Source organism: Variovorax sp. Soil_C_39 (genome assembly GCF_057656815.1).
In genome coordinates, this window is sequence record NZ_JBDGJQ010000015.1 from 66,020 (window position 1) to 82,419 (window position 16,400).

A 16,400-nucleotide genomic window follows, 5' to 3' on the forward strand; every position below is an offset into this window, starting at 1 on the left:
CAGCTCTGGAGGGCTTATCTATGCCGGTGGTTCTGGTCGCCAACCCGAAAGGTGGCGTGGGCAAATCGACACTCGCGACGAACATTGCGGGCTATTTCGCGAGCCGGGGTCATGCCGTGATGCTCGGCGACGTGGACCGCCAGCAGTCGTCGCGGCTCTGGCTCGGGCTGCGCCCGCCGCAGGCGCGGCCGATCGCCACCTGGGAAGCGTCGGGCGACAGCGCCGTGGTGCGCCCGCCGAAAGGCACCACGCATGCCGTGCTCGACACCCCCGCCGGCCTGCACGGATGGCGCTTCAAGGAGGTGCTGGCGCTGGCCGACCGCGTGATCGTGCCGTTGCAGCCCAGCATCTTCGACATCTACGCGACGCGCGACTTCATCGACCGGCTCATGGCGCAGCGCCGCGCCGAGAAGACGAAGATCGGCCTCGTGGGCATGCGCGTGAATGCCCGCACGCTCGCGGCCGACCGGCTCGGCGAATTCGTCGCGAGCCTCGGCGTGCCGGTGCTCGGCGAAGTGCGCGACACGCAGAACTATGTGCAGCTCGCCGCGCGCGGACTGACGCTGTTCGACATCGCGCCCGGGCGGGTGCAGCGCGACCTCGAGCAGTGGCAGCCGATCTGCCAGTGGCTCGAAGGCTGACGCTGTCGCGCGGCCGACACCGCCTGCATGCAGCAACCCGCTAGAGTGCCGCGCATGACCAAGAAGACATTCCAGACGCTGCAGGACCTTGCCGCCTGCTCAGGCCAGGAAGTCGCCGTGAGCGACTGGATCACCGTGACGCAGGAACAGGTGAACCAGTTCGCCGAGGCGACCGGCGACCACCAGTGGATCCACGTCGACATCGAGCGTGCCAGGAACGGGCCGTTCGGTGCGCCGATCGCCCATGGCTTTCTGACCCTGTCGCTGTTGCCGCGCTTCTTCGAGACGGCGATCGAGGTGGTCGAGTCGCGCATGGGCGTGAACTACGGGCTCAACCGGGTGCGCTTCATGTCGCCGGTGCCCGTTGGCAAGCGGCTGCGCGCGCGCATGAAGCTGCTTACGGCCGAGCCGATCGCCGATGACGGCTACCAGATGACCTGGGAAACCACGATCGAGCTCGAAGGCGCGGCCAAGCCGGCCTGCGTGGCCGAATCGGTGGCGCGCCGCTACCGCTGAAGCACGTCAGAGCATCGTGCCGGATGCCTCGCCATAGGCGGAGTGGCCGTCCGCCGTGATGCCGACCGCGCCGGCGCGCACCGTTGCGCGATCGATCTTCGAGCCGGCGAGGTGATGGACGCCGGTGCTGCCATTGCTGATCTGCAGCGGGTTGCGCGCCTGTGCCTGCACTTCGGCGCGTGACAGCGTCGACTGGAACGGCGCGGGCGGCAGCGGGTTCTGCTCGCCCTGGAAGGCTTGCGCGCTGGTCGTTGCGGCGAGGGCTGCCGATGCAGCGACGAGGAGGGTGGAGAGGTTCATGGCCATGGCAAATTCCTTGAAAGAATGATTGAAGAGGTCGGGTGCAGTTGTGCCCCGTACGTGCTCTTCTATACGCAGCCGAACGCCGGTTGGATACACCACCGGCGAAAAAATGTTCAGCCGAAACCGTTCTGCCGCCAGGCTTCGAAGACCGTCACCGCCACGGCGTTCGACAGGTTCAGGCTGCGCTGCCCCTCGCGCATCGGCAGCCGCAGCCGCTGGGCTTCGCCGAAGCGCTCGCGCAGCGTGGGTGGCAACCCACTGGTTTCCGAGCCGAACACGAGCCAGTCGCCCGGCGCGAAGCGCACGTCGTGCACGGCGCGCGTGCCGCGGGTCGTGAGCGCGAACACGCGCTCGGCCGCCGGACGTTCGCTGTCGAGCAGCGCCTCCCAACTGCCGTGCCGCTTGACCTCGGCATATTCGTGGTAGTCGAGTCCGGCCCGGCGCAGCAGCCGGTCGTCCATCGAGAAACCCAGCGGCTCGACCAGGTGGAGCGCGCAGCCGGTGTTGGCCGCAAGGCGGATCACGTTGCCCGTGTTAGGGGGAATTTCGGGGTGGACCAGAACGATATGGAACATGCGCCGATTGTCGGCGCGGGCGAGGCCGCTCAATGCGGCGGGTCGGTGCGCGCGAACACGATCGCCGTCACATGCGCGGCGCCGGCCAGCCGCAGCGCCGCGGCGGCCGAGAACACCGAGGCGCCGCTCGTCATCACGTCGTCGACCAGCACCACGCGGCTGCCGCGCAAGCGTTCGGCGCCCGAGGGCTCGACGGCGAAGGCGCCCCGCAGGTTGCGCAGCCGCTCGGCGCGCGCGAGGCCGCGCTGGGGCGGCGTCTCGCGCGTGCGCAGCAGCAGCGTGGCATCGGTCTTGGCCGGGGCGAGCCGGCGCGCGAGCTCGAGCGCCTGGTTGAAGCCGCGCTCGCGTAGCCGCGCCGGCGCCACCGGCATCGGCAGCACCAGGCCGCAGCGCTCGAGCGCCGGCTCCACCCACGGCACGCTGCGCATCAGCGTGGACAGCGGGCCGGCCCAACCGGCTTCGCCGCGGAACTTGAACTGGGCAATGCATTCCGGCCAGGGCCACGCATAGGCGCAGGCGGCGAGGCAGGCATCGAGCGGCGGTGGATCGCGCAGGCATTCGCCGCAGCGCACCACGCCCGCGGGCACGGGCAGGGCGCAGGTGGCGCAGCGCGTGGTCGGCGGCGCGAAGCGGGCCACGCAGGCATCGCAGACGCGCTGCGAAGGCCAGGCGCGGCAGACCTCGCACTGGCTGGGCAGCCGTGCGAGCAGAGAGGTCAAAGGCCGGCGGCCCCAGCGGCTGAACATGGGCTCAATATACTCACGGCCCCATGGCCACCGACCCCGCAAGAAGACCGCCGACCATCGACCCCACGGCGGCTTCGCGCTGGCGCCGGCTCGCGCCCGAGGCCGGATCGCCCTGGCTGCACGAGGAAGTCGGCCGCCGCATGGAAGACCGACTGCAATGGATCAAGGCGCAGCCGCGCACCTGGGCCGACTGGGCGCCGCTGCGCGGTGGGCTCGAGGCACACGACCTGGTGGCCCGGCGCTACCGCGATGCCGCCTCCTTCGTGATCGAGCCCGAACCGGCGCTCGCCGCCGCGACCGGCCAGGCGCTCGCCGCGCCCTGGTGGAGCGCGCGCCGCTGGCAGGCTGGCGGCCGCACGCGCTTCGAGCCGCCGCCCGAGGACGGCGTCGACCTGCTCTGGGCCAACATGTCGCTGCACATGGCCGCCGACCCCGAGGCGCTCATCGCGCACTGGCATCGCCTGGTCGCCACCGACGGCTTCCTGATGTTTTCGTGTCTCGGACCCGACACGGTGCGCGAACTGCGCGCGCTGCATGCCCGGCTCGGCTGGCCGGCGGCGGGTCACGAATTCACCGACATGCACGACTGGGGCGACATGCTGGTGCATGCCGGCTTCGCGGAGCCGGTGATGGACATGGAACGCATCGTGCTGACCTGGACCACGCCCGAGGCGGCGCTGGCCGAGCTGCGCACGCTCGGGCGCAACCTGCATCCCGCGCGCTTCCCGGCACTGCGCGGCAAGGCCTGGCACGCGGCGCTGAAGCGCGCGCTGCCCGAGCTGGCACCGGCAGAAGCCGGCGGCGGTGGCATCGCGATGACCTTCGAAGTGATCTATGGCCATGCCTTCAAGCCGGCACCGCGCGTGGCGCTGTCGGCCGAGAGCGCGGTTTCCCTGCGCGAAATGCGTTCGATGCTCCAGCGCGGCCGCCCCGGGCCGTAGGCCGCGAACACGCATTTCACGAGCGGCCGCCTCTCTCGACCCGCTACAATCCGCCGTTGCGTGAAACTCGCGGGAATGGTTCCGCGAACGAGGTCTGCCGGATCCTGTGGAGACAAGGGATTGGACAGCGTCGACGCACCGATTTGCAGAACTCGCCCGTGTCGAATTCCGTGTTTCGCTTTGCCACCGTTTCAGGCCAGGGCATCCAATGGTTCCTGAAGCGCAACTGCTCGGTGACGCCGAGCCAGCTGGGCTGGCTCTATGCATCGCTGTGCGTGGTATCGCTCGGTATCGGCACGGCCTTCTGGCTGAACGGGGCGCCGTTGGTCCTGCCTTTTGCCTGGCTCGAGCTGGCGGCGGTGGGTTTCGCCTTCATGCTGTATGCACGGCACGCGACCGACGGAGAGAGGATCGCGCTGCAGGGCGGCCGGCTGGTGGTGGAGCTCGAGAACGGTGGTGACTTTGAGCGCACGGAATTCCTGCCGCATCAGGTCCGCATCGAGCCTTGGTCGGGCGATCGTTCGCTGATCGAGGTCTCGGGCCAGGGGCGGACGGTCAGGGTGGGGCGCTTTGTGCGCCCGGAGTTGCGGGCCGCATTGGCGCGCGAGATTCGCATGGCGTTGCGTGGCGCCTGAGGGTCCGCGCGGCGCTGCTGGGTTGGGTTTGTTGAAAAAATTGAAGAAACGTGAACACGATGAAGAGCATTTGGCGCAATAAGTACAGGCTGGCAAATCTGTTGCTGGCGGCCGGCGCGGCTTTCAGCGGCGCGGCGCACGCAGTCAACGATCTGCCCGGCGGCCCCTCGGTGCGCCAGCTGAACCTCCCGATCGGCGTCACCAAGATCGCGCAGGAACAGCATTTCCTCCACACGGTGATGATGATCATCTGCACGGTGATCTTCGTTGCCGTGTTCGCGGTCATGTTCTATTCGATCTGGAAGCACCGCAAGTCGGTCGGCCACAAGGCCGCGAACTTCCATGAGTCGGTGGTGGTCGAGGTCATCTGGACCATCGTGCCCTTCCTCATCGTGATCGTGATGGCGCTGCCCGCCACCAAGGTGCTGGTGGCCCAGAAGGACACCACCAATGCCGACCTCACCATCAAGACCACGGGCTACCAGTGGAAGTGGGGCTACGACTACCTCAATGGCGAGGGCGAGGGCCTGGCGTTCATCTCCACGCTCGACAGCTCGCACCGCGCGATGTCCGACGCTGGCGCCAAGGGCGACGTGCCTGTCGACTACCTCTTCAAGGTCGACAACCCGCTCGTCGTGCCGGTGGACAAGAAGGTCCGCATCATCACCACGGCCAACGACGTGATCCACGCGTTCGCGGTGCCCCAACTCGGCATCAAGCAGGACGCAATCCCCGGCTTCGTGCGCGACACCTGGTTCCGTGCCGAGACCGTGGGCGACTACTACGGCCAGTGCCAGGAACTCTGCGGCAAGGAACACGCCTACATGCCGATCCACGTGAAGGTGGTCTCGGCCGCCGACTACACGGCCTGGGTCGACACCAAGCGCAAGGAAGCCGCGGCCAAGCTCGACGACCCGAGCAAGGTCTGGGCCCTGCCCGAAATGATGGTGCGCGGCGAGAAGGTCTATGCGGCCAACTGCGCGGCCTGCCACCAGGCCAACGGCAAGGGCGCCGGTCCGATCAAGGCGCTGGACGCCAGCCCGAAGGTGATCGACCCCGACCACAAGGTCCAGCTGCTGGTGCTGCTCAACGGCCAGAACAACGGCGCCATGCCAGCCTGGAAGCAGCTGAGCGACACCGACCTCGCGGCGGTCGCCACGTACACCAAGAACAGCTGGTCGAACAAGACCGGCCAGATCGTGCAGCCGGCCGAAGTTCTGGCCCTGCGCGGCAAGTGATCGCGAAGATCGAGCCACAGCGCACCGCGACGAAGAAATTGCAAGGAACAACGAAATGAGTGCAGTCCTCGACCCCCACGGTCACGTTCAAGACGGCCACGCACACGACGAGCATCACGAAGCGCCGACCGGCTGGCGCCGCTGGGTGTTCGCCACCAACCACAAGGACATCGGCACGCTCTACCTGCTGTTCAGCTTCACGATGCTGATGGTGGGCGGCGTGCTCGCGCTGCTGATCCGCGCCGAGCTGTTCCAGCCCGGCCTGCAGGTGGTGAACCCCGAACTCTTCAACCAGTTCACCACGATGCACGGCCTGATCATGGTGTTCGGCGCCATCATGCCGGCCTTCGTGGGCTTCGCGAACTGGATGATCCCGCTGCAGATCGGCGCGTCGGACATGGCGTTCGCGCGCATGAACAACTTCAGCTTCTGGCTGCTGATCCCGGCGGCCATCATGCTCGTGGGTTCGTTCTTCATGCCCGGCGGCGCGCCCGCCGCGGGCTGGACGCTCTACGCGCCGCTCACGCTGCAGATGGGCCCCTCGATGGACGCCGGCATCTTCGCGATGCACATCATGGGCGCCTCGTCGATCATGGGCTCGATCAACATCATCGTCACCATCCTGAACATGCGCGCCCCGGGCATGACGCTGATGAAGATGCCGATGTTCTGCTGGACCTGGCTCATCACCGCCTACCTGCTGATCGCGGTGATGCCCGTGCTCGCCGGCGCCATCACCATGACGCTGACCGATCGCCACTTCGGCACCAGCTTCTTCAACCCCGCCGGCGGCGGCGACCCGGTGATGTACCAGCACATCTTCTGGTTCTTCGGCCACCCCGAGGTCTACATCATGATCTTGCCGGCCTTCGGCATCATCAGCCAGATCGTGCCGGCCTTCGCGCGCAAGAAGCTCTTCGGCTACGCCTCGATGGTGTACGCCACCTCGTCGATCGCGATCCTGTCGTTCATCGTCTGGGCGCACCACATGTTCACCACCGGCATGCCGGTCACGGGCCAGCTGTTCTTCATGTACGCGACCATGCTGATCGCGGTGCCGACGGCGGTGAAGATCTTCAACTGGATCGCCACCATGTGGCAGGGCTCGATGACCTTCGAGACCCCGATGCTGTTCGCCGTGGGCTTCATCTTCGTGTTCACGATGGGCGGCTTCACGGGCCTGATCCTCGCCGTGGCGCCGATCGACATCCAGCTGCAGGACACCTACTACGTGGTGGCCCACTTCCACTACGTGCTGGTGGCCGGCTCGCTGTACGCCATGTTCGCGGGCTACTACTACTGGGCGCCCAAGTGGACCGGCGTGATGTACAGCGAGACGCGCGGCAAGATCCACTTCTGGTGGTCGCTGATCTCGTTCAACATCACCTTCTTCCCGATGCACTTCCTGGGCCTGGCGGGCATGCCGCGCCGCTATGCCGACTACCCGATGCAGTTCGCCGACTTCAACGCGGTGGCTTCGGTCGGTGCCTTCGGGTTCGGCCTCGCACAGGTGTACTTCTTCCTGTTCATCGTGCTGCCGAACATGCTCGGCAAGGGCGAGCCGGCTCCCCAGAAGCCCTGGGAAGCCGCTGAAGGCCTCGAGTGGGAAGTGCCGTCGCCGGCGCCCTTCCACACCTTCGAGAATCCGCCCAAGCTCGATCCGACCGCCACCAAGGTGATCGGCTGAACCTTCCCAGGCCCGCGGCCCGCACGACGACGACCATGACCACGCCAGAGCAGAAAAGAAACAACCGACGCATGGGGCTTACGCTGGCCTCCATCGCGCTGATTTTCTTCGTCGGCTTCATGGTCCGCATGATCTGGTTCGGCGCCCGCTGAGCACGACCCACGGAGCCACCACAGCATGAGCCTCGGTCAACGCATCCGGCGCGCCAACGTCCGCATGGTCGGCAAGCTGGCCGTGGTGGCCTGCGGCATGTTCGCGTTCGGCTACGGACTGGTGCCGCTCTACCGTGCGATCTGCGAAATGACCGGCATCAACATCCTCGCGCTCAACGAACTCGAGGTGCCGGGCGGCGCGAGCGGCGGCAAGAACGTGCGTGTGCCCGACAACTCGCAGGTCGACACCAGCCGCACCATCACGGTCGAGTTCGACTCCAACGTGCGCGGCGGCCTCTGGGAGTTCAAGCCTGCCGAGCGGACGATGCAGGTGCACCCCGGCCAGCTCAACACCGTGATGTACGAGTTCCAGAACGTGCAGAACCGACGCATGGCCGCGCAGGCGATCCCGAGCTATGCGCCGCAGCAGGCCGCGCCGCACTTCAACAAGCTCGAGTGTTTCTGCTTCACCCAGTACACGCTCGATCCGGGCGAGAAGAAGCAATGGCCCGTCGCCTTCGTCATCGACCCCAAGATCTCGAAGGACGTGAAGACCATCACGCTGTCGTACACCTTCTTCGAGGTCGGCGGACGCACGCCCGCGGCGCCCGTGGCCACCGTTTCGAGCCCTGCGAATGAGCCCCGCTCGTGACCGCTCCGGAAACACCGTCGCGCAAGGGCACGCTGTGGGGCACGGTCAAGGCCGTGTGCTGGTCGTTCTTCGGTGTGCGCAAGAAAAGCGCCTACCAGGACGATCTGGCCAAGCTGAATCCGCTGCACATCATCGCCGTGGCATTTGTCATGGTCATCCTTTTCATCGTCGGCCTTGTGCTGCTGGTGCGCTTCGCGGTGGCGCCCTGAGCATGAGCCGCTGTATCCAGTCCCCATCGAGTCGAGAGAAGAAAGAAAGCCAGGAGCTGATATGAGTTCATCCACCCACGGCACCACGCCTTACTACTTCGTGCCAGGGCCATCGGCCTATCCGGTGCTGTCCGCGATCGGCCTGTTCTTCGTCATTCTCGGCGCAGGGCAATGGATCAACGGGCACCAGTGGGGCGCATGGTCGCTCCTGCTCGGCATGGTGATCTGGCTCGGCACGCTGTTCACCTGGTTCCGGGCCGCCGTCGGCGAGAGCGAAAGCGGCCAGTACGGCCACAAGATCGATCTGTCGTACCGCTGGAGCATGAGCTGGTTCATCTTCTCGGAGGTGATGTTCTTCGGCGCGTTCTTCACGGCGCTTTGGTGGGCCCGCACGCACGCGCTGCCGACGCTCGGCAGCCTCGACAACGCACTGCTCTGGCCCGACTTCAAGGCCGTCTGGCCCAGCGTCGCCGCAGGCGTGACCGGTTCGCCGGCCGACATCGTCGAGCCGTTCCAGACCGTCGGTCCGTTCTGGCTGCCCACGATCAACACCGCGCTGCTGCTGAGCTCGGGCGTCACGCTCACCATCGCCCACCACGCATTGCGCGTCGGCCATCGGGCGCAGACGATTCGCTTCATGTGGCTCACCGTGCTGCTCGGCGTGGTCTTCCTGGGCGTGCAGGGCTACGAGTACTACCACCTGTACACCGACCTGAACCTCAAGCTCAGTTCCGGCGCCTACGGCTCGACCTTCTTCATGCTGACCGGCTTCCACGGCCTGCACGTGTTCATCGGCATGCTGATGCTGCTGTTCATTACGCTGCGCCTGCAGAAGGGCCACTTCACGCCCGATCGGCACTTCGGTTTCGAGGGGGCGGCCTGGTACTGGCACTTCGTGGACGTGGTCTGGCTTGGCCTCTACGTGTTGGTCTACTGGCTTTGACCGAACCTCGCGGCATGCAACAACAAAAAAGGCGCCGTAAGGCGCCTTTTTCATGGTTCTCGTGGAACGAGCACCATCTACTTGCCGACCGGGAGCCCGGTGGGCTGGATGTAGCCGAATTTCCAGGCCAGCAGCATGCAGAGGAACAAAATCACCGAGAGGCCTATCCGAAAGGTGAGCGCGCGCGCCATGCCGCCGGTCTTGGCGCGCCCGTTGCGCCCGTCTTTCAGCATGTAGAAGAGCGCGAAGGCCAGACTCGCGAAGATGCCCACGAAAGCAAGGGCGATGAAATATTTCATGAACCCGATTATCGGCCGCATGCCTCATCCGCTCCAGTGACGCCCGAACCCCTTCGCGCCGGCACGCGGCCCCGCCGGGGCCGCTTCCTGGTGGTGACGCTCGCCGCGGTGCTGACCGTCTGCACCACGGTCTCGCTGGGCCGCTGGCAGCTCTCGCGCGCCGCGCAGAAAGAGACGCTGCAGGCCGAGATCGACGCCCAGAAGCAGAAGCCGCCGCTCGAACAGGCCGGCTTCCTTGAACTGGCGTCGCCCGTCAACGAGCTGCACCGACCGGTGCGGCTGCGCGGCCTGTGGCTGACGCCGCATACGGTGTACCTCGACAACCGTCAGATGCACGGGGTGCCTGGCTTCTACGTGCTGACCCCGTTCGCGCTGGAAGGCAGCGAACAGACCGTGATGGTGCAGCGCGGCTGGGTGCAGCGCAACTTCAATGACCGCACGCAGCTCGGCGCGGTCGAGACGCCGCCCGGCATCGTCGAAGTCACCGGCCTGATCGAGCCCCCGCCCGGCCACCTTTTCGAATTCGCCAGCAAGCCGGCCACCGCCGCCTCGGCACCGGATGCCGCGGGGTCTTCGCCCATCCGGCAGAATCTCGACCTGGAAGCGTATCGCGCCGAAACCAAGCTGCCGCTGCGCACCGACGTGTCGCTGCAGCAGATCGGCCCCGCCTCCGAGGGGTTGCAGCGCGACTGGCCGGCACCCGCTCTGGGTCTGGAGAAGCACTACGGCTATGCATTCCAGTGGTTCGGGCTCTCCGCCCTCGTCGTCATCCTCTATGTCTGGTTCCAAATCATTGCCCCCTTCCGCCGCTCCAGGCGCCGCACACGCGATGCAGCAGACCGCTTCTGACGAACCATTGGGCCTGACGGTGCATTCGATGCCCTCGCCCAACCAGGCGCTTGACGCCGCCGAAGGCCGCCGCACGGTCGTCGGGCGCTGGAAGATGATCGCCGTGATGCTGATGTGCGCGGCACCCGTCATCGCGTCCTACTTCACCTACTACGTGATCCGCCCCGACGGGCGCAGCGTGTATGGCGAGCTGATCGATCCGCAGCGCACGCTGCCGACCTTCGGCGCCACCGATCGCAACGGCGCACCCGTCGACCTGGCCACGCTCAAGGGCCAGTGGCTGCTGGTCGCGGTGGCCGACGCAGCCTGCAACGCGCTCTGCGAACAGCATCTCTACCTGCAGCGCCAGCTGCGCGAAAGCCTCGGCCGCGAGAAAGACCGGCTCGACCGCGTCTGGCTCGTGAGCGACGCGGCGCCCATTCCCGAGCGCCTCGATAACGGTCTGCACGGCGCCACGGTGCTGCGCGTGCCGGCCGCCGAGCTGGCCGGCTGGCTGGCGCCCGTGCCCGGCCATGCGCTCGCCGAACACCTGTACGTGGTCGACCCGATGGGCAACTGGATGATGCGTTTTCCGGCTGGCATGGATGCCAAGGGCGCGAGTCGGGCCAAACGCGACCTCGATCGCCTGCTGCGCGCTTCTTCCTCGTGGGACGAGGCAGGACGCTGACACCGCATGGACACCGCCAGCTCGCTCTACGACCTCACGCCCATCGTCTGGCTGATGGCGGCCGGCGTGCTGATTGCGCTCGGGCCGCTGGTGTGGGTCTGGCGGCGCAACGCAGGCGCCGGACCGGCGCGCCGGCTGCATGCGCTCACGGTGCTCACGCTGTTTCTTACCTTCGACCTGACGCTCTTCGGTGCCTTCACCCGGCTCACCGACTCGGGGCTGGGCTGCCCCGACTGGCCCGGCTGCTACGGCAACGCGAGCCCGGTCGGCGCGCGCCATGAAATCGCCATGGCCCAGTCGGCCCAGCCGAGCGGCCCGGTGACGCACGGCAAGGCCTGGATCGAGATGACCCATCGCTACCTCGCCACCGGCGTCGGCGTGCTCATCCTCGCGCTCGCGGGCGCCACCTGGGTGGTGCGGCGGCGCCAGCGGCGCGAACCCCGGGCGCCGGCAGCGGGCGAGCATGCGACGCTGAGCGCCTGGTGGCCGGCGGCGACGCTGGTCTGGGTCTGCCTGCAGGGCGCCTTCGGCGCGCTGACCGTGACCTGGCGGCTCTTTCCGGCGATCGTTACGCTGCACCTGCTGGGCGCCGTGGTGCTGCTGGTGCTGCTGTGCATCCAGGCCGTGCGCTACCGGCAGGCCGCCGCGGACCGCTTGCCCACCGTGGTGTCGCCCGCACTTCGCATCGGCCTTTTCGCCACGTCCGCGTTCCTCCTGCTGCAGATCGCGCTCGGCGGATGGGTCAGCACCAACTACGCCGTGCTCGCCTGCACGCAGTTCCCGACCTGCCAGGGCAGCTGGTGGCCGCCGATGAACTTCGCCCAGGGCTTCGAGATCTGGCGCCACCTCGGCGTGACCGGCGATGGCGCACCGCTCGATTTCTCGGCGCTCACCGCCATCCACTACGCGCACCGGCTGATGGCCTATGCAGTCTTCGCCGCGCTCGGCGTACTGGCCTGGCGGCTGCACGCCATTGCTGCGCTGCGGCCGCAGGCGCGCTGGCTCGCGGCACTCGCGCTGCTGCAACTGGCCACCGGTCTTGGCAACGTGCTGCTCGGCTGGCCGCTCGCCGCCGCCGTGCTGCACACGGGCGGTGCTGCCGCGCTGGCCGTGGTGCTGACATGGGCGCTCTGCGAGAGCCGGCGCGCATCGGCGGCCGCATCCGTGGCGCTCGCTTCGCACAACGAAAACAACAACAACCCCAGGGAGGCAGCAGCGTGAGCACGCCGATTTCCGTGCAGCAGACCAGCACCGCCAACGTGCTGCGCCAGTTCTATGCATTGACCAAGCCGCGCGTCGTGCAGCTGATCGTTTTTTGCGCGCTCATCGGCATGGTGCTGGCAGTGCCCGGCCTGCCGAGCTGGGCCGAGGTGAAGCGTGCGGCGCTCGCCTGCATCGGCATCTGGCTCGTCGCGGGCGCCGCCGCGGCGTTCAATTGCCTGGTCGAGAAGGGCATCGACGCCAAGATGAAGCGAACCGCCTGGCGCCCCACGGCGCGCGGGCAGCTGAGCGACCTGCAGGCGCTCGTCTTCTCCGGGCTGCTGTGCGCGGCCGGCTCGGTGCTGCTGTGGTTCCAGGTCAATCCGCTCACCATGTGGCTGACCTTCGCCACCTTCGTCGGCTACGCGGTGATCTACACCGTGATCCTGAAGCCGCTGACGCCGCAGAACATCGTGATCGGCGGCGCCTCGGGCGCGATGCCGCCGGTGCTGGGCTGGGCCGCCATGACCGGCGACGTCGGCCCCGAGGCGCTGATCCTGTTCCTCATCATCTTCCTGTGGACGCCGCCGCATTTCTGGGCGCTGGCGCTCTACCGCGTCGAGGACTACCGCAAGGCCGGCCTGCCGATGCTGCCGGTGACGCACGGCAACGAATTCACGCGCCTGCAGGTGCTGCTGTACACCTTCATCCTGTTCGCGGCCTGCCTGATGCCTTTCATTTACGGCATGAGCGGCTGGCTCTACCTCGCCGTGGCGGTCATCGTGAGCTTCGGCTTCACGGGCTACGCCTTCGCGCTGTGGCGCAACTATTCCGACGCCCTGGCGCGCAAGACCTTCCGTTTCTCGCTGATCCACCTGAGCGTGCTGTTCGCGGCATTGCTCGTCGACCACTACCTGCGCTGACTGCGCGCACCTGCCAATGAACAAGCGAAACCTTCTCCGATGGATGGCCGGCAGTGCCGCATGGGCCGGCATGGCCGCCACCCTGGGCCTGGGGCTCTCGGCCTGCAGCAAGGAAGCCGCCGCGCCGAGCTTCAAGGCGATCGACCTCACGGGCGCCGACTACGCGCGCGATTTCTCGCTCAAGGACACCGAAGGCAAGGTCCGCACCCTGGCCGACTTCAAGGGCAAGGTCGTGGTGCTGTTCTTCGGCTATGTGCAGTGCCCCGACGTCTGCCCGACCACCATGACGGAGATGGCGCAGGTCAAGCAGCAGCTCGGCAGCGACGGCGACAAGCTGCAGGTGGTGTTCGTCACGGTTGATCCCGCGCGCGACACGCCCGAGGTGCTCAAGGCCTACATGGGCGCCTTCGACCCGAGCTTCGTCGCGCTGATCCCCACGCCCGAGGAACTCGCCGCGACCGCGAAGGACTTCAAGGTCTACTTCAAGAAGGTCGAGGGCAAGACGCCCACCAGCTATTCGATGGACCATTCGGCGGCCAGCTTCGTCTACGACACCGAAGGCCGGCTGCGGCTTTACGCCCGCTACGGCACGGGCGTCGAGCCCATGGTGTCCGACGTCAAGGCGCTGCTCGCCGGCTGAGTGCGCCGATCTCGCCGCCAATGGACGTCTCGCCGGCCTCGGTCGAGCACCTGAAGTCGCGCAAGGGCGCATTCCGCATCGCGCTCATTCCGCCCGAGGTGTTGCACGCCCTCAACGACGGCCTGCTCGAAACCGTCAACCTCAATGAATTCCTGGCGCTGGAATTGCCCAGGCTGGCGCGTAGCGTGGCGGGCCACATCGGCCTCGATGCGGAAAGTGATCGGTTGCTCGACACGCTCGCCATGCTCGCGGCATTCAAGCCGATGCAGCGGCACGGCCACATCGCCCGTGCGCTCTACGACCTTGCGGCGATGCACGCCGAGCGCGATGCGGTCGCCCATCGGCTTGCCACGCATGCGAGCGACGCCGCCCGGTGTTGGGCGGCGCAATGGATCACCCTGTCGGGCCTGCCGCTCGCGGCACAACTGCATGCCGTGCGGCGATTTGCCGCCGATCCGCATTTCGGCGTGCGCGAGATCGCCTGGATGGCCGTGCGCGAGGCCGTCATCGGCGCGCTCGATGAATCGCTGGCACTGCTGCAACCCTGGACGGCCGATGCCGATCCGAACATCCGGCGCTTCGCAAGTGAACTCACGCGGCCGCGTGGCGTGTGGTGCGCGCAGATCGAGGCGCTCAAGGCCGAACCCTGGCGTGCGCTGCCGCTGATCGAGGCACTGCGTGCCGACAGCAGCCGCTACGTGCAGAACTCGGTCGCCAACTGGCTCAACGATGCGAGCAAGACCCAGCCCGAATGGGTCGACCGGCTTGGCGCGCGCTGGCTGCAGGAATCCGACACGCCGGCCACGCGCTACATCGTTCGCCGCGCCTTGCGTTCGCTCGCCAAGGCGGCGTGAACAACGAAAAAGCCCGGCACGCAGCCGGGCTTCGAGGCGAAAGAAGGCGGACGCTTACGCGTAGTCGGCGAGTGCCTTCTTCATCTTCTTCATGGCCGCCACTTCGATCTGGCGGATGCGCTCGGCGCTCACGCCGTAGACGGCCGCCAAGTCGTGCAGCGTCATGCCGCCCGAACCGTCGTCGTTCACCTTGAGCCAGCGCTCTTCCACGATGCGGCGGCTGCGGTCATCCAGCGCTTCGAGAGCGGTGGCGATGCCGTCGGTCGAGAGCCGATCGCGCTGCTGCGATTCGAGCAGCGCGGTGGGCTCCTGCGAGGCGTCGGCCAGATAGGCGATCGGGCCGAACGCTTCGTCGCCGTCGTCCGACGGACCCGGGTCGAGCAGCACATCGCCACCCGACAGGCGGGTTTCCATCTCGAGCACTTCTTCGGGCTTGACGTTGAGCCGGCTCGCCATCTGCGAAACCTCGTCGGGGCTCAGCGTTTCGCGGTGCGTGCCGTTGTCGGCCGCAGCCGAATCGGCCTTGAAGCTCTGTTTCATCGAGCGCAGGTTGAAGAACAGCTTGCGCTGGGCCTTGGTCGTTGCGACCTTGACCATGCGCCAGTTCTTCAGGATGTACTCGTGGATCTCGGCCTTGATCCAGTGCATGGCATAGCTCACGAGCCGCACGCCCTGGTCGGGGTCGAAGCGCTTCACGGCCTTCATCAGGCCGACGTTGCCTTCCTGGATCAGGTCGCCGTGCGGCAGGCCGTAACCCAGGTATTGGCGCGAGATGGACACGACGAGGCGCAGGTGCGAGAGGATCAGCGCACCGGCCGCTTCGAGGTCGTTGTGGTCGCGCAGCCGGCGTGCGAAGCCCTGCTCTTCTTCGAGCGTGAGCATCGGCAGCCGGTTGGCGGTCGAAATGTAGGCATCCAGGTTGCCCAGCGGAGGCACCATCGACCATGGGTTGGCGACGGCGAGCTGGTTGGCAGAGGCTCCAGACAGCGTGGTCATCAGGGGAAACTCCTTTGTATTGGGCATATTAGCACTCGGTTAGAGGGAGTGCTAAGGGAAGGGTTCCCCTCCAGTCTCTATCGCCGCGATAGTCAAAAGCTGCTGTTGTCGATCGTCTCGAGTTTGGAACTAACTTCACTCAGTTCTGGATCGTAGTTCTATCTATAGATCAATGAGTTACGTCATTTTTCGGGGATTTCAGTCGCTGCTGAATACCGCTTTTCGGCGTTTCTTGGCTTCACAGACTTTGAGCCCTCTTGATCTGAGTGGTTCACTACTACTCGACGATCGCCCACCGCGCTCGATCACACTGGTGAATCGCCCCGGCTTTCATGGAGGCCGGTTGGTTTAAGTCATGCCGCCGTCTTGAAGGGCTGACTAGCGAGTTGCCGGTAGTAGTTTGCCTCAGCCTCTGCAGGCGGGATGTAGCCAATGGGTTCGAGCAGGCGCTGGTGGTTGAACCAGGACACCCATCGAGCGTCGCAAACTCCACCGCCTCCTTGGTCTTCCACGGTGCCCGGCGATGGATCAGCTCGGCCTTGTAGAGGCCGTTGATCGTCTCGGCCAGGGCGTTGTCGTAGGAATCGCCTTTGCTGCCTACTGAAAGCTCAATGCCAGCCTCGCCCAGTCGTTCCGTGTACCGGATGCTGACGTATTGTATGCGGTCAACGAACCACGTCCTTGAGCCGCAGGCTATGACCTGACAGCCTACGTTCCCACATAGAGCAACGTGG

At 66.5% G+C, this 16,400-nt stretch carries 21 protein-coding genes and 1 pseudogene; 16 read left to right on the forward strand and 6 right to left on the reverse strand.

The window, feature by feature from the left end; all coding sequences use genetic code 11:
* Nucleotides 1-20: 20 nt before the first annotated feature.
* Both AC3A6J_RS25560 and AC3A6J_RS25565 read left to right on the forward strand, forming a co-directional pair.
* The gene (locus tag AC3A6J_RS25560) at nucleotides 21-641 is read left to right on the forward strand and encodes a nucleotide-binding protein (RefSeq protein ID WP_487862810.1); all 621 of its coding nucleotides are present in this window, start codon (nucleotides 21-23) and stop codon (nucleotides 639-641) included.
* Nucleotides 642-695: 54 nt separating this feature from the next.
* Complete coding sequence (locus AC3A6J_RS25565) at nucleotides 696-1,157, forward strand: MaoC family dehydratase (protein WP_487862811.1); 462 nt, start codon at nucleotides 696-698, stop codon at nucleotides 1,155-1,157.
* 6 nt (nucleotides 1,158-1,163) lie between these two features.
* On the opposite strand, the gene AC3A6J_RS25570 is transcribed toward AC3A6J_RS25565, so the two are convergent.
* From AC3A6J_RS25570 to AC3A6J_RS25580, 3 genes are all read right to left on the reverse strand, one after another.
* Nucleotides 1,164-1,463, reverse strand: a complete 300-nt coding sequence (locus AC3A6J_RS25570; RefSeq protein ID WP_487862812.1) for a DUF4148 domain-containing protein — start codon at nucleotides 1,461-1,463, stop codon at nucleotides 1,164-1,166.
* Between the two features lie 110 nt (nucleotides 1,464-1,573).
* Nucleotides 1,574-2,035: a tRNA (uridine(34)/cytosine(34)/5-carboxymethylaminomethyluridine(34)-2'-O)-methyltransferase TrmL gene (gene trmL / locus AC3A6J_RS25575; protein ID WP_487862813.1), complete on the reverse strand. Its 462-nt coding sequence runs from the start codon at nucleotides 2,033-2,035 to the stop codon at nucleotides 1,574-1,576.
* A 29-nt stretch (nucleotides 2,036-2,064) separates the two neighbouring features.
* Nucleotides 2,065-2,781, reverse strand: coding sequence for a ComF family protein (locus AC3A6J_RS25580; RefSeq protein ID WP_487862814.1), 717 nt, complete (start codon nucleotides 2,779-2,781; stop codon nucleotides 2,065-2,067).
* 23 nt (nucleotides 2,782-2,804) lie between these two features.
* Between AC3A6J_RS25580 and AC3A6J_RS25585 the strand changes: the two genes are divergently transcribed.
* The 8 genes from AC3A6J_RS25585 (at nucleotide 2,805) to AC3A6J_RS25620 (ending at nucleotide 9,238) form a co-directional block, all read left to right on the forward strand.
* The gene (locus AC3A6J_RS25585) at nucleotides 2,805-3,722 is read left to right on the forward strand and encodes a class I SAM-dependent methyltransferase (protein ID WP_487862815.1); all 918 of its coding nucleotides are present in this window, start codon (nucleotides 2,805-2,807) and stop codon (nucleotides 3,720-3,722) included.
* Between the two features lie 158 nt (nucleotides 3,723-3,880).
* The gene (locus AC3A6J_RS25590; RefSeq protein ID WP_487862816.1) at nucleotides 3,881-4,357 is read left to right on the forward strand and encodes a DUF2244 domain-containing protein; all 477 of its coding nucleotides are present in this window, start codon (nucleotides 3,881-3,883) and stop codon (nucleotides 4,355-4,357) included.
* A 59-nt stretch (nucleotides 4,358-4,416) separates the two neighbouring features.
* On the forward strand, nucleotides 4,417-5,595 hold the full coding sequence (coxB, locus tag AC3A6J_RS25595) for a cytochrome c oxidase subunit II (RefSeq protein ID WP_487862817.1): 1,179 nt from the start codon (nucleotides 4,417-4,419) through the stop codon (nucleotides 5,593-5,595).
* A 55-nt stretch (nucleotides 5,596-5,650) separates the two neighbouring features.
* Nucleotides 5,651-7,282 carry a cytochrome c oxidase subunit I gene (ctaD, locus tag AC3A6J_RS25600; RefSeq protein ID WP_487862818.1) on the forward strand — a complete coding sequence of 544 codons (1,632 nt, stop codon included), beginning with the start codon at nucleotides 5,651-5,653 and terminating at the stop codon, nucleotides 7,280-7,282.
* Between the two features lie 35 nt (nucleotides 7,283-7,317).
* Nucleotides 7,318-7,434 (forward strand): cytochrome oxidase small assembly protein, encoded by a 117-nt coding sequence (locus tag AC3A6J_RS25605; protein WP_487862819.1) that lies wholly within the window; start codon nucleotides 7,318-7,320, stop codon nucleotides 7,432-7,434.
* Nucleotides 7,435-7,459: 25 nt separating this feature from the next.
* Nucleotides 7,460-8,086 (forward strand): cytochrome c oxidase assembly protein, encoded by a 627-nt coding sequence (locus AC3A6J_RS25610; protein WP_487862820.1) that lies wholly within the window; start codon nucleotides 7,460-7,462, stop codon nucleotides 8,084-8,086.
* Nucleotides 8,083-8,295: a DUF2970 domain-containing protein gene (locus AC3A6J_RS25615; protein ID WP_487862821.1), complete on the forward strand. Its 213-nt coding sequence runs from the start codon at nucleotides 8,083-8,085 to the stop codon at nucleotides 8,293-8,295. The genes AC3A6J_RS25610 and AC3A6J_RS25615 overlap by 4 nt, the downstream gene beginning before the upstream one ends.
* Before the next feature lie 61 nt (nucleotides 8,296-8,356).
* The gene (locus AC3A6J_RS25620) at nucleotides 8,357-9,238 is read left to right on the forward strand and encodes a cytochrome c oxidase subunit 3 (protein WP_487862822.1); all 882 of its coding nucleotides are present in this window, start codon (nucleotides 8,357-8,359) and stop codon (nucleotides 9,236-9,238) included.
* Between the two features lie 77 nt (nucleotides 9,239-9,315).
* Here the strand turns inward: AC3A6J_RS25620 and AC3A6J_RS25625 are convergent, their stop codons facing one another.
* Complete coding sequence (locus AC3A6J_RS25625; RefSeq protein ID WP_487862823.1) at nucleotides 9,316-9,537, reverse strand: twin transmembrane helix small protein; 222 nt, start codon at nucleotides 9,535-9,537, stop codon at nucleotides 9,316-9,318.
* A gap of 36 nt (nucleotides 9,538-9,573) precedes the next feature.
* On the opposite strand from AC3A6J_RS25625, the gene AC3A6J_RS25630 reads away from it, so the two are divergent.
* From AC3A6J_RS25630 to AC3A6J_RS25655, 6 genes are read left to right on the forward strand one after another with little or no spacing between them, the layout of a single operon-like run.
* Nucleotides 9,574-10,386, forward strand: a complete 813-nt coding sequence (locus AC3A6J_RS25630) for an SURF1 family protein (RefSeq protein WP_487862824.1) — start codon at nucleotides 9,574-9,576, stop codon at nucleotides 10,384-10,386.
* On the forward strand, nucleotides 10,367-11,053 hold the full coding sequence (locus AC3A6J_RS25635) for an SCO family protein (protein ID WP_487862825.1): 687 nt from the start codon (nucleotides 10,367-10,369) through the stop codon (nucleotides 11,051-11,053). Before AC3A6J_RS25630 ends, AC3A6J_RS25635 begins: the two co-directional genes overlap by 20 nt.
* A gap of 6 nt (nucleotides 11,054-11,059) precedes the next feature.
* Entirely contained in the window at nucleotides 11,060-12,274 is a 1,215-nt protein-coding gene (locus AC3A6J_RS25640; RefSeq protein ID WP_487862826.1) for a COX15/CtaA family protein, read from the forward strand.
* A complete protein-coding gene (gene cyoE / locus AC3A6J_RS25645) occupies nucleotides 12,271-13,176 on the forward strand; it encodes a heme o synthase (RefSeq protein ID WP_487862827.1) in 906 nt (301 codons plus the stop codon). The genes AC3A6J_RS25640 and cyoE overlap by 4 nt, the downstream gene beginning before the upstream one ends.
* A 16-nt stretch (nucleotides 13,177-13,192) precedes the next feature.
* Nucleotides 13,193-13,816 carry an SCO family protein gene (locus AC3A6J_RS25650; RefSeq protein WP_487862828.1) on the forward strand — a complete coding sequence of 208 codons (624 nt, stop codon included), beginning with the start codon at nucleotides 13,193-13,195 and terminating at the stop codon, nucleotides 13,814-13,816.
* Nucleotides 13,817-13,836: 20 nt separating this feature from the next.
* Nucleotides 13,837-14,670, forward strand: coding sequence for a DNA alkylation repair protein (locus AC3A6J_RS25655; protein ID WP_487862829.1), 834 nt, complete (start codon nucleotides 13,837-13,839; stop codon nucleotides 14,668-14,670).
* 54 nt (nucleotides 14,671-14,724) lie between these two features.
* Here AC3A6J_RS25655 and rpoH read toward each other — a convergent pair whose 3' ends face one another.
* Both rpoH and AC3A6J_RS25665 read right to left on the reverse strand, forming a co-directional pair.
* Nucleotides 14,725-15,666, reverse strand: a complete 942-nt coding sequence (rpoH, locus tag AC3A6J_RS25660) for an RNA polymerase sigma factor RpoH (RefSeq protein WP_487862830.1) — start codon at nucleotides 15,664-15,666, stop codon at nucleotides 14,725-14,727.
* Between the two features lie 353 nt (nucleotides 15,667-16,019).
* Nucleotides 16,020-16,400 (reverse strand): annotated as a pseudogene (locus AC3A6J_RS25665) (integrase core domain-containing protein); the annotation flags it as partial.